Raw genomic sequence first — 11,709 nt, 5'->3', positions numbered from 1 at the left:
GGCAGCGCGGAAAGCGGCGGTGTAGCCGCCCGGGCCGGAGCCCAGCACGACCATTTCGCATTCGATGTCGGCTGGCTTGCCGCTGGACAGCGCCGGCTTCGGCGCAGCCGGTTCAGCCGGGGCGCGGTGCGACGGGGTCACCGGCGGCTTGCTGGCCGGAGCGGCCGCTGCCGGGGCCGGCGCGGCGGCCTTGGCCGGGACTTCAGCGGCACCTTCGGCGTCCAGCACCACGACCACGGCGCCTTCGGACAGGGTGTCGCCCAGCCTGACCTTGATTTCCTTGACCACGCCGGCAGCCGAGGACGGCACTTCCAGGGTGGCCTTGTCCGATTCCAGGGTCACCAGACCCTGATCCTTCTTCACCGTGTCGCCGACGGCGACCAACACTTCGATCACCGGCACATCGCTGTAATCGCCGATGTCGGGAACCTTGACTTCAATCGTGGCCATGGTGGGTTTTCCTCGTGCCCGCCCGGCGGTGCCGGCGGGCTGTCACTGCATCTATTCACGCGGCCGCGCCAGGGGCTGCGGCCGCACGGCGGGGGCGAAGCGGTGCCTTACAGCAGCACGCGGCGCATGTCGGCCAGTACCTGCGACAGGTACGTGGTGAAGCGTGCGGCCAAGGCGCCATCGATGACGCGGTGGTCGTAGCTCAGCGACAGCGGCAGCATCAGCTTCGGTGCGAATTCCTTGCCGTTCCAGACCGGCTGGATGGACGACTTGGAGACGCCGAGGATGGCCACTTCCGGTGCATTGACGATCGGGGTGAACGCGGTGCCGCCGATGCCGCCCAGCGAGCTGATCGAGAAGCAGCCGCCACTCATGTCGGCCGGGCCGAGCTTGCCGTCGCGCGCCTTCTTGGCCAGTTCGCCGGTTTCCTGCGCGATCTGCACCACGCCCTTCTTGTCCACGTCGCGGATGACCGGCACGACCAGGCCGTTCGGCGTGTCGGCGGCAAAGCCGATGTGGAAGTACTTCTTCAGGGTCAGGTTTTCACCGCTGGCATCGAGCGAGGCGTTGAATTCCGGGAACTTCTTCAGCGCCGCGGCGCTGGCCTTGATCAGGAAGGCGAGCATGGTCAGCTTGATGCCGGCCTTCTCGTTTTCCTTGTTCAGTGCCACGCGCAGGCCTTCCAGATCGGTGATGTCGGCCTGTTCGAACTGGGTGACGTGCGGGATCATGGCCCAGTTGCGGGCCAGGTTCGCACCGGAGATCTTCTTGATGCGCGAGAGCGGCTGGACTTCGGTCTCGCCGAACTTGCTGAAGTCGACCTTCGGCCACGGCAGCAGGTTCAGGCCACCACCGGCAGCGACAGCAGCACCGCCGGCAGCCGGCACGCCGCCGCTGAGTGCGGCCTTGACGAACTTCTGCACGTCACACTTGGTGATGCGGCCCCCCTTCTCGGTGCCGTTGATCTGCAGCAGGTCCACGCCCAGTTCGCGGGCGAACACACGCACCGCCGGGGTGGCATACGGCACCTTGGCCGGCAGCACGCCATCGGCGTTGAACTGCACCGGCGGGCTGGACGGGGTACCGGCCGAGGCGACCTCGCGGGCCGCCAGCTTGTCCGGCTGCGCCGGCACAGCGACCGGCTCGACCTTGGTGGCGGTCTCGGCGGCAGCCGGAGCGGCAGCAGCGGCTGCCTTGGTCGGCGCCGGCGCGGCAGCGCCCTCGGCCTCGATGATGGCGACCACGTTGCCCTGCGACAGATTGTCGCCGACCTTGACCTTGATCTCCTTGACCACACCGGCCACTGAAGACGGCACTTCCATGGTGGCCTTGTCGCTTTCCAGCGTGACCAGGCCCTGGTCCTTCTTGACCGTGTCGCCGACGGCGACCAGCACTTCGATGACCGGAATGCCGGAATAGTCGCCGATATCCGGCACCAGCGCTTCAACCGTACCACCGCTGGCAGCCGGAGCGGCCGGCGCAGCTGCGGCCGGGGCCGGCGCGCTCTGGGTGGCGGCAGCCGGGGCAGCGGCCTTGGCCGGTGCCGGGGCGGCAGCGGCCGGCTTGGCAGCCTCGCCTTCAGCCACTTCGATCAGCGCCACGACCTTGCCCTCGGACAGGGTGTCACCGACCTTGACCTTGATCTCCTTGACCACGCCGGCGACGGCCGACGGCACTTCCATGGTCGCCTTGTCGCTTTCCAGCGTCACCAGGCCCTGGTCCTTCTTGACCGTGTCGCCGACGGCGACAAGCACCTCGATTACCGGGATATCGCTGTAGTCACCGATATCGGGGACAAGTGCTTCCTTGATTTCGGCCATGGGGATAACTCCGGCAATCTGGTGTAGGGAAACGTCTATTGTGCGGCCAGCGGGGGCCAGCGCCAACCGTTACAGGTGTTTTCAGTACTCACGCAGCCGGGACACGCTGTTGCTCATGGGTTGCGGCCGCGACCAGTCGGTAGCGTATTGTCCGGACGATGTCCGCTTCATGTCGCCAGTGCGTCGGCTACCGGCTGCCAGGCCTGGCGCAGCCGCGGCAGCGACCAGGCCGCGTTGGCCGGGCTGGTGGACGGCAGCGCCAGCAGCCTTGGCGGCGCCTCCAGGCCGGGCAGCACCCAACGCTGGAATGCCTTCAGCGATGCCGCACCGTTGCAGCCGATCAGCTCCAGCTCAGGAAGCGAAGCGATCAATGCCGGCAGCGCATTGGGTACTTCCGTGCCACGCACGATGTCGGCATCCAGGCTGCCACGCCGCTCGCACTGACCGATCACATCCCACAGACCCACACCGGCTGCCTGCAGTGCGCGCAGCCGTTGCGGGTAGGCCAGGGCCACATCGAAGCCACAGATATCGGCCAGCACAGGCCAGAAGCGATTGCGCGGATGCGCGTAGTAGCGCTGCTCCTGCAATGACGCAACGCCGGGCATCGAACCCAGCAGCAGCACCCTGCAATCCGCCTTCACCTGCGCTTGCAGGCCGATGCACACCGTTGCTTCGCTCACATCTTCTCCAACTGCATGAATGTCGCCGAAGGCCGAAAAGCCCATGAAAACAAGCTTTTCGCTCCAGTCGCTGAACAAGGGAAACTATTTTTTAACGTGCGTCGGATTCGATTCATGTTGGGGCGACTACGGTGTGCTCGCCCCGCAACCGGGGGCCCAAAACAAGAAACATTAGGAGATACCCCCATGCGCTCCATCCGTATCCTGAGTCTCGCCCTGCTGACCTCCGCCGCCTTCGCGCCGGCCGCTTTCGCCCAGGACAGCAGCAGCACCGACACCGCTTCGGGCAAGCATTTTGCCGTTGTTGGCGGCATCTCGCTGCTGGAACCGAAGAACGACCCGATCACCGGCGTCAAGAAGACCGATGGTGGCCCGGCGCCGACCGTCAGCTTCAGCTACTACATCAACGACAACTGGGCCGTTGAACTGTGGGGCGCTGCCGACAAGTTCGACAACAAGTTCAAGGGCCCGAACAACGCCCGCCTGGGCTCGGTCGAGCAGCAGCCGATCGCGCTGAGCGGCCAGTACCACTTCGGCCAGGCTGACAACGTGTTCCGTCCGTTCGTGGGCGTGGGCTACTACCAGTCGAGCTTCAGCAACGAGAAGCTGGGCAACGGCGCTGACACCGACATCCGCTTCAAGGATGCCAAGGGCGTGATCGGCACCGTCGGCGTGGACATGAACATCAACTCCACCTGGTTCGCCCGTGCTGACGCCCGCTACATGCGCGCCCGCCCGGACGTGAAGGTTGGCGGCGAGAAGATCGGCGAAGCCAAGATGGATCCGTGGACCGTCGGCTTCGGCATCGGCGCCCGCTTCTGATCCAGGCTGCACCTGCTTCACTGATGTAACGCGACGGGCCCTTCGGGGCCCGTCGTCGTTTCCGTCACCCGCGTTCTGTAGAGTCGAGCTTGCTCGACTGCCTTTCGTAGAGTCGAGCTTGCTCGACTTTTGCAACAGCAGTCGACTGACAGTCGACTCTACACACACAGGATGCGGAGGCGCGATGCACGACGTCGACCTGCTGGTGATCGGTGGCGGTATCAACGGTGCCGGCATCGCCCGTGATGCCAGCGGCCGCGGCCTGCGCGTGCTGCTGTGCGAGCAGCACGACCTCGCTGCGCATACCTCCAGCGCCAGCAGCAAGCTGATCCACGGTGGCCTGCGCTACCTGGAACAGCGCGAGTTCGGTCTGGTACGCAAGGCCTTGGGCGAACGCGAGGTGGTACGCCGGCAGGCACCCTATCTGGTCCGCCCGCTGCGTTTCGTGCTGCCGTGGGAACCGCACCTGCGCCCACGCTGGATGCTGCGCGTGGGACTGTGGCTGTACGACCACCTGGGCCCACGCAGCCCGGCATTTCCCGCCTCGCGCGCCCTGGACCTTCAGCATGATCCGCTCGGCCCCTGGCTCTCCCCGGATCTGCGGCAGGCCTTCAGCTACGCCGACGCGCAGGTCGATGACGCGCGTCTGGTACTGCTCAATGCCCTGGATGCTGCCTCGCGTGGCGCACAGGTACATGTGCGCAGCCGCTGCATCGAACTGCGCCCTGTGCAGGGCCGTTGGCAGGCCGTGCTGGAATCCGCCGATGGCCAGCAGCATGTGACCGCGCGCGCCGTCGCCAATGCGGCTGGCCCATGGGCCGGTGGCCTGCTGGAGCAGATGGAGGCCCGCAGCGGCGGCCCCGCGCTGCGGCTGGTACAGGGCAGCCACATCGTGCTGCGCCGCCCCTGGCCCGATGACCGTGCCTGCCTGCTGCAGCAGCCCGATGGCCGCGTGGTGTTCCTGCTGCCGTTCACCCACGATCATCTGCTGATTGGCACCACCGACACCGACTACCGCGGTGACCCGGCGCGCTGCAGCGTGCTGCCTTCCGAGGTGAGCTATCTGTGCGCGGCCGCCAACCGCTATCTGCGTGAGCCGATCACTCCGGAAGACGTGGTCTGGCAGTTCGCCGGTGTGCGGCCACTGCTGGCCGACCCGGACCCGCGTGCGGCAACGCTGAGCCGCGACTACCGCCTTCAGCTGCAGTCCAACCCGGCGCCGGCGCTGCATGTGCTGGGCGGCAAGCTGACCACCTACCGGGTGCTGGCCGAGGAAGCGCTGAACCTGCTGCGCCCTGCCCTGCCACAGATGGGACCGGCCTGGACGGCAGGCGGAGACCCGCTGCCGGGCAGCGACTGGGGTGACGCCACACAGGCGCGCTCCCGCCTGCAGGCGCTGGCACCGTGGTTGCCCGTGGAGATCGCACGGCGTTGGGCCGAAGCCTACGGCAGCCGCAGCGCCGCCCTTCTGCAGGGTGCACGGGGCATGGACGATCTTGGAGAGGACTTCGGCGGCGGCCTGCATGCGCGGGAAGTGGCTTTCCTGCGCGACCACGAATGGGCCTGGGACGCCGAGGACGTGCTGTGGCGGCGGAGCAAGCTGGGGTTGCGGCTGGATGCTGCGCAGGTGGCGCGGCTGCAGGCGTGGATCGATAGACGGTAGAGTCGAACTTGCTCGACTGGCATGAAAAGCAGTCGAGCAGGCTCGACTCTACCAACACCATCGCTACCGGAGACGCTGCATGACGCCCCGCTACGTGCTGGCCATCGACCAGGGCACCACCAGTTCGCGCGCGATCCTGTTCGACCGCACCGGCGACATCGTCGGCAGCGCGCAGCGCGAATTCGCGCAGATCTTCCCGCAGCCGGGTTGGGTCGAGCATGACCCGCGCGAGATTCTCACCAGCGTCTATGCCACGCTGACCGAACTGCTCAGCCGCGGGCAGATCGACCCGCGCCACATCGCCGCACTGGGCATCACCAACCAGCGTGAAACCACCGTGGTCTGGGACCGTGCCACCGGACAGCCGATCCACAACGCCATCGTCTGGCAGTCGCGGCAGAGCCACGCCATCTGCGAGCGGCTGAAGTCCGAAGGGCATGAGGCGCTGATCCGCGAGCGCACCGGCCTGCTGATCGATGCCTATTTCTCCGCCACCAAGGTGCGCTGGATCCTCGACCACGTGGAGGGCGCGCAGCAGCGTGCCGAGCGTGGCGAGCTGCTGTTCGGCACCATCGACAGCTGGCTGGTCTGGAACCTCAGTGGTGGCCAGGCGCATGTGACCGACTACAGCAACGCGGCGCGCACGCTGCTGTTCAACATCCACACGCTGGACTGGGATGACGACCTGCTGGCGCTGCTGGACATCCCGCGCGCGATGCTGCCGCAGGTGCGCGATTCCAGCGCGGTGTACGCGCATACCCGGCCGCAGTTCTTCTTCGATCACCCGATCCCGATCGCCGGCATCGCCGGTGACCAGCAGGCGGCGCTGTTCGGCCAGGCCTGCTTCCAGCCGGGCATGGTCAAGAACACCTATGGCACCGGCTGCTTCATGCTGATGCACACCGGCGCGCAGGCGGTGCGTTCGCGCAATGGACTGCTGACCACCATCGCCTGGGGCCTGGACGGGCGCGTGGAATATGCGCTGGAAGGCTCGATCTTCATCGCCGGCTCGGTGGTGCAGTGGCTGCGCGATGGGTTGCGCATGATCGAACGCGCCAGCGACAGCCAGGCGCTGGCCGCGCAGGTGCCCGACAGTGGCGGTGCTTACCTGGTCCCAGCATTTGTCGGCCTCGGTGCGCCCTATTGGCGCAGTGATGTGCGCGGCGCGATGTTCGGCCTGACCCGTGGCACTCGCAAGGCGCACTTCGTGCGCGCGGCGCTGGAAGCGATGGCCTACCAGACCCGCGACGTGCTTGATGCGATGCAGTCCGATGCCGGTATCGCGCTGACCGAGCTGCGCGCCGATGGCGGTGCGATCGGCAACGACTTCCTGGCCGGATTCCAGGCCGACATCCTTGGCGTGCCACTGCTGCGGCCGCGGCTGACCGAAACCACCGCACTGGGCGCGGCCTACCTGGCCGGGCTGGCGGTGGGGTTCTGGTCCAGCCGCGAACAGATCGCCGCGCAATGGGGCCTGGACCGGCGCTTCGAGCCACAGATGGAGGTGGCGCGGCGCGAGAAACTGTATGCGGGATGGCAGCAGGCCGTGGCGGCCACCCTCGCCTTCCACGTCGACTGACGGTAGTGCCGGCCGCTGGCCGGCAACCCTATGATGTTTGGGGGCGCCTGGAGATTGCCGGCCAGCGGCCGGCACTACCACATGGCCAGCGGCCGTCAGAACGCCGGCAGCACCGCGCCCTTGTACTTGGTCTCGATGAAGGCCTTCACCTGCGGGCTGGTCAGGGCCTTGGCCAGCTTCTGCACGCGGGCGTCGTCCTTGTTGTCCGGGCGTGCGACCAGGAAGTTCACGTACGGCGAGTCCTTGCTCTCGATCGCCAGTGCATCCTTGGTCGGGTTGAGGCCCGCATCCAGTGCGTAGTTGGTGTTGATCAGGGCCAGGTCGACCTGGTCCAGCACGCGCGGCAGCATCGCCGAGTCCAGCTCGCGGAACTTCAGGTTCTTCGGGTTTGCAGTGATGTCGCGCTGGGTCGACAGCGCGTTGGTCGGATCCTTCAGCTCGATCACACCGGCCTTGTGCAGCAGGATCAGTGCACGGCTGTTGTTGCTCGGGTCGTTCGGGATCACCACGTCGGCACCTTCGCGCAGCTCGGCCAGCGACTTGATCTTGCGCGAATACGCACCGAACGGCTCGATGTGCACGCCGATCACCTTCACCAGATCGGTCTTGCGATCGCGGTTGTAGGCATCCAGATACGGCTCGGTCTGGAAGTAGTTGGCGTCCACCTGCTTCTGCACCAGCTGGTCGTTGGGCTGCACGTAGTCGTTGAACACGCGCACGTCCAGGTCCACGCCTTCCTGCTTGAGGATCGGCTTGACCACTTCAAGGATCTCGGCATGCGGCACGGCCGTAGCGGCCACCACCAGCTTCTGCGAGGGCTCGCCGGACTTGCCGCAGGCGGTCAGGGCCAGCGCAGCGGCGAGCAGGGGCAGCAACAGGGTCTTCTTCATGGGCGGAAGGGTTCTCGGGGGGGGAGTGTCAGGAGTTGTCGTAGTTGCTCAGGGCGAGCTCAAGCAGCGCCTTGGCCTGCTCGCGCAGCATCACCGGTTCGACGATCTCGGCATCCGAGCCGTAGTGCAGCACGTCCATCAGCAGCTCGCGCGAGACGCTGTACGGCACCTTCAGTTCATAGCGGCCATCGGCCAGGAAGCGGCCCTGCTGCTTGGAATGCCAGTGCTCGTCGGCCACCCAGCGCGCGGCCTTGGCGCTGAACAGGATGGTCGCCCAGCCCTTCGGCGCACCGGAGAAGATGCCGTAGCTGGCCCCGAGCTGCTCGTCCAGCTCGCTGTCGGCCACGTCGCGGGCGGTGCTGTCGATCACCCGCGCCTTGTGGATGCGATCCACGGCAAAGCTGCGCAGCGCCTCGCGGTCATGGTCCCAGGCATCCAGGTACCAGTTGTCGCGATAGTGGGTCAGGCGCTGCGGCGAAACGGTGCGCTTGGTCGGCTCGTCGGTGGAACGGGCGCGGTACTCGAACGCCAGCTGGCGGCGCTCCAGCACCGCCGAAGCCACGCTGCGGAAGCTGCCTTCATCGAACTTGCGGCCACGGTGCGGAATCACCCGCACCCGGTCCACCGGCCAGCTGGAAACGCCAGCCTGGGCCGCCAGCAGGCTCTCGATGCGCTGCTGCAGCGGTGCCAGCACCGAGGACAGCACGCCGCCGCCGGTCCGCGCCAGCAGGTGCTGCGAGGCCAGCAGGGCATGCAGCTCCTCCGAGCTCAGCCACAGGCCGGGCAGCTCGAAGCGGTCGCTCTCGTCGGCCTGGTAACGGAAGCCGGCTTCGCCGTCGCCCTCGATCGGTGCCATCAGCGCATCGCGCAGGAAGGCCAGATCGCGGTAGACGGTGGCACGGGAGCAACCGAGCTTGTCCTGCAGGGTCGCCACCGTCACCGGATAGCGTGCGGACTTGAGCAGACGATGCAGGGCGGTGATGCGTTCGTATCGGTCCATACCCCCGATTATGTCCGAGTCGCGGGTCTTGTGTGGGACGTTTGGGCTATCGTGGTCGCCCCCACCCCTCTGGAACACCCGATGCGCCGGTTGCCTGCCCTGTCCCTGCTGGCCTGCCTGCTGCTGGCCGCCTGTGATCGCGCGCCCGCGCCGGCCAGCACCGAAGCGCCCGTGCCTGCGGCGGATCCGGCGCAGGCGGTGCTGGGCGCCAGCCAGCGCTTCTCGGCCCTGCGCAGCTTCCACGCCGAACTGGAGGTGCTGGGCGCGCCCCAGCCGGTGCGCAGCGCCATGGACTTCGTCGCCCCCGACCGCTTCCGGGTGCAGACCCCGGCCGGTCCGCAGACGATCATCGGCGACACCATGTTCCTGCAGGCGGACGACGCGATCCGGCAGGTGCCGACCCCGCCGGGCCTGCTCGAGCAATGGCGCAACCCGCTGCCGGCCGATGCCCTGCCCGCCGATCTGCAGGCCGAAGACCTGGGCAGCCAGTCGCTGGACGGGGTCGAGACGCGTCACTACCGCCTGCGTGGTGCGCAGCCCGGCGAACGCCTGGAGTACTGGGTGGACGCGCAGGGCCTGCCGCGGCAGATCGTACGCAGCGGCAGCAGCAATGGCCGCAGCTTCCAGCTGCGCCTGCGCTATTCGCGCTTCAACGACCCGGCATTGCGCGTCGATCTGCCCTGAATAGGCGATCGCGGCAACGCCTGCTGAAGAAACCGTTTGGATCGATTCGGACCGCCATCACGCTTCCAGTATCATCACCGGCTGTCAACCGCTTCGGAGAAGCCCCGATGTCCCTGCGCGTGTCCCTGCTGATCCCCCTGCTGCTGTGCGCACCGCTCGCGTATGCGCAGGATGCCTCCGAACTGGCGGCGATGTCCTCGCCGTGGAGCGGCAGTGGCGGCGAGCTCGGTTTCGCTTCGGCACGCGGCAACAGCAGCACCGAGAGCTTCAACGGCCGCCTGCGCCTGCGCTACACCGATGGTGACTGGGTGCACAGCATGGATCTGGCTGGCCTGCGTTCCAGCTCCAAGGTGATCGAGACCCGCGACGACGGCTCCACCAGCCGCCGCAACAACACCACCGCCAACCGTTATACCGGCAGTGCCGGCAGCGCGCTGCAGCTGGGCGAGCACCGCCAGCTGACGGCCACGGTGCGTACCGAGCGCGATGACTTCGCCACCTACGACCGCCAGAGCTCGTTCGGTCTGGGTTACGGCACCCGCCTGTGGAACACCGAGCGTTTCTCGTTCGACGCGCAGATCGGCCCCGGTGTGCGCCGCACCCACAGCACCGAGGACGACCGCACCCGCACCGGCATGATCGGCCGCGGCCTGTTCGACATGAAGTACTCGCTGACCGACAACACCGACCTGGTCAACACCCTGCTGGTCGAGTCGGGTTCCTACAACACCTTCGGCCAGAACGACTTCGGTGTTTCGGTGAGCATGAACGAACATCTGGCGCTGAAGGCCGGCTGGCAGGCGCGTTACAACAGTGACGTGGCCGAGGACAAGCGCAAGACCGATACGCTGACCACGATGAACGTGGTCTACAAATTCAAATAAGAAACGGGCGCCGAAGGCGCCCGTTTCGTTTTTGTAGAGTCGAGCCATGCTCGACTTGAGCGCGAAGCCCGGGATTTTCCCGGCGAAGAGCAGCCGAGCATGGCTCGGCTCTACAGAAATCGGAACTCAGGTGTTCAGCAGTTCGCCGGCACCGGCATCCAGCAGCATCTTCGCCACGCGCTGGCCCAGTGCTTCCGGGTCACTGGCCGGGCCGATCGCCTCGGCACGCACCGCACGACCATCGCTGGCACTGCCGACCAGGCCCTGCAGGTGCAGGTCGGTGCCCTGCCACTGCGCGATCGCCGCCACCGGCACGTGGCAGCTGCCATGCAACGCACGGTTCATCGCTCGCTCGGCTTCCACGCAGGCACGGGTTTCCGCGTCATCCAGGCCCGCGAACAGCGCCATCAGGCGCGCATTGCCACCGTCGCACTCCACCGCCACCGCGCCCTGCGCCGGGGCCGGCAGCCACTGCGGCGGTTGCAGGCGCGCGACGATGCGCGCGCCCAGGCCCAGACGCTCCAGGCCGGCCACGGCCAGCACGATGGCGTCGTAGCCACCGTTGTCGAGCTTGGCCAGGCGGGTGTTGACGTTGCCGCGCAGGTCCAGCAGTTCCAGGTCCGGGCGCAGCGCGCGCAGCTGGGCCTGGCGGCGCAGCGACGAGGTGCCAACCCGCGCACCGATCGGCAGCGCATCCAGCGAGGCGTACAGGTTGGAGACGAAACCATCGGCCGGATCGTGGCGGGTCAGCATCGCCGGCAGCGCGAAGGGTTCGTCCAGTTCCATCGGCACATCCTTCAGCGAATGCACGGCGCAGTCGGCCTCACCACGCAGCATGGCCAGCTCCAGTTCCTTCAGGAACAGGCCCTTGCCACCGATGGCGGCCAGCGAGCGGTCCAGCACCTCGTCACCGCGGGTGCTCATCGGCACCAGTTCCACATGCAGGCCGGGGTGGGCCTGGCGCAGGCGATCGGCGACGTGTTCGCTCTGCCAGAGGGCGAGCGGGCTCTTGCGGGTGGCGATGCGGACGGTTTCCATCCGGTCATTATCGCGCCTATCGGCGGGATACGGCCAACGGCGGAGCCCCTCGTGGCTGGTGCGTCGGCTGGATCTATCGCGCTTGGCCGGACGGGGTGGGTTCGCGGGGGACGCCGTGAATCCGTCCATGGAGGCTTGGCCGCGGCTTGCTCGTGTGCGCAGGACTGCGCACACGAGCAAGGCGCCATCGAGCTTA

The 11,709-nt window shown here is 67.2% G+C and carries 11 protein-coding genes; 5 read left to right on the top strand and 6 right to left on the bottom strand.

Annotated elements, in window-relative coordinates; genetic code table 11:
* The 3 genes from QRO95_RS23895 to QRO95_RS23885 all read right to left on the bottom strand — a co-directional run.
* Nucleotides 1-450, bottom strand: a 450-nt coding sequence (locus QRO95_RS23895; RefSeq protein ID WP_285303622.1) for a biotin/lipoyl-containing protein, incomplete at its 3' end; no start/stop codon positions are given.
* Between the two features lie 107 nt (nucleotides 451-557).
* Nucleotides 558-2,270, bottom strand: a complete 1,713-nt coding sequence (aceF, locus tag QRO95_RS23890; RefSeq protein WP_285303621.1) for a dihydrolipoyllysine-residue acetyltransferase — start codon at nucleotides 2,268-2,270, stop codon at nucleotides 558-560.
* A 167-nt stretch (nucleotides 2,271-2,437) separates the two neighbouring features.
* Nucleotides 2,438-2,953, bottom strand: coding sequence for a DNA-deoxyinosine glycosylase (locus QRO95_RS23885; RefSeq protein ID WP_049460894.1), 516 nt, complete (start codon nucleotides 2,951-2,953; stop codon nucleotides 2,438-2,440).
* Between the two features lie 186 nt (nucleotides 2,954-3,139).
* Between QRO95_RS23885 and QRO95_RS23880 the strand changes: the two genes are divergently transcribed.
* The 3 genes from QRO95_RS23880 to glpK all read left to right on the top strand — a co-directional run bounded on the left by QRO95_RS23880 (nucleotide 3,140) and on the right by glpK (nucleotide 7,017).
* Nucleotides 3,140-3,775: an OmpW family protein gene (locus QRO95_RS23880; RefSeq protein WP_032129052.1), complete on the top strand. Its 636-nt coding sequence runs from the start codon at nucleotides 3,140-3,142 to the stop codon at nucleotides 3,773-3,775.
* 184 nt (nucleotides 3,776-3,959) lie between these two features.
* On the top strand, nucleotides 3,960-5,438 hold the full coding sequence (glpD, locus tag QRO95_RS23875) for a glycerol-3-phosphate dehydrogenase (protein ID WP_285303620.1): 1,479 nt from the start codon (nucleotides 3,960-3,962) through the stop codon (nucleotides 5,436-5,438).
* Between the two features lie 79 nt (nucleotides 5,439-5,517).
* Nucleotides 5,518-7,017: a glycerol kinase GlpK gene (glpK, locus tag QRO95_RS23870; RefSeq protein WP_049399179.1), complete on the top strand. Its 1,500-nt coding sequence runs from the start codon at nucleotides 5,518-5,520 to the stop codon at nucleotides 7,015-7,017.
* 95 nt (nucleotides 7,018-7,112) lie between these two features.
* On the opposite strand, the gene QRO95_RS23865 is transcribed toward glpK, so the two are convergent.
* The gene (locus QRO95_RS23865) at nucleotides 7,113-7,907 is read right to left on the bottom strand and encodes a MetQ/NlpA family ABC transporter substrate-binding protein (RefSeq protein WP_032129055.1); all 795 of its coding nucleotides are present in this window, start codon (nucleotides 7,905-7,907) and stop codon (nucleotides 7,113-7,115) included.
* Between the two features lie 28 nt (nucleotides 7,908-7,935).
* On the bottom strand, nucleotides 7,936-8,907 hold the full coding sequence (locus tag QRO95_RS23860; RefSeq protein ID WP_010481302.1) for a YafY family protein: 972 nt from the start codon (nucleotides 8,905-8,907) through the stop codon (nucleotides 7,936-7,938).
* 81 nt (nucleotides 8,908-8,988) lie between these two features.
* On the opposite strand from QRO95_RS23860, the gene QRO95_RS23855 reads away from it, so the two are divergent.
* Nucleotides 8,989-9,591 carry a hypothetical protein gene (locus tag QRO95_RS23855; protein WP_049399177.1) on the top strand — a complete coding sequence of 201 codons (603 nt, stop codon included), beginning with the start codon at nucleotides 8,989-8,991 and terminating at the stop codon, nucleotides 9,589-9,591.
* Between the two features lie 107 nt (nucleotides 9,592-9,698).
* Complete coding sequence (locus QRO95_RS23850) at nucleotides 9,699-10,475, top strand: YdiY family protein (RefSeq protein ID WP_010481298.1); 777 nt, start codon at nucleotides 9,699-9,701, stop codon at nucleotides 10,473-10,475.
* Between the two features lie 126 nt (nucleotides 10,476-10,601).
* On the opposite strand, the gene hemC is transcribed toward QRO95_RS23850, so the two are convergent.
* The gene (gene hemC, locus QRO95_RS23845) at nucleotides 10,602-11,513 is read right to left on the bottom strand and encodes a hydroxymethylbilane synthase (protein WP_285303619.1); all 912 of its coding nucleotides are present in this window, start codon (nucleotides 11,511-11,513) and stop codon (nucleotides 10,602-10,604) included.
* Nucleotides 11,514-11,709: the final 196 nt, after the last annotated feature.

This window comes from Stenotrophomonas maltophilia group sp. Smal13 (assembly GCF_030236855.1).
Taxonomy (GTDB): Bacteria; Pseudomonadota; Gammaproteobacteria; order Xanthomonadales; family Xanthomonadaceae; genus Stenotrophomonas; species Stenotrophomonas maltophilia_A.
The sequence above is the reverse complement of the archived record's forward strand: the minus strand, read 5'-3'. Positions and strand labels throughout refer to the sequence as shown.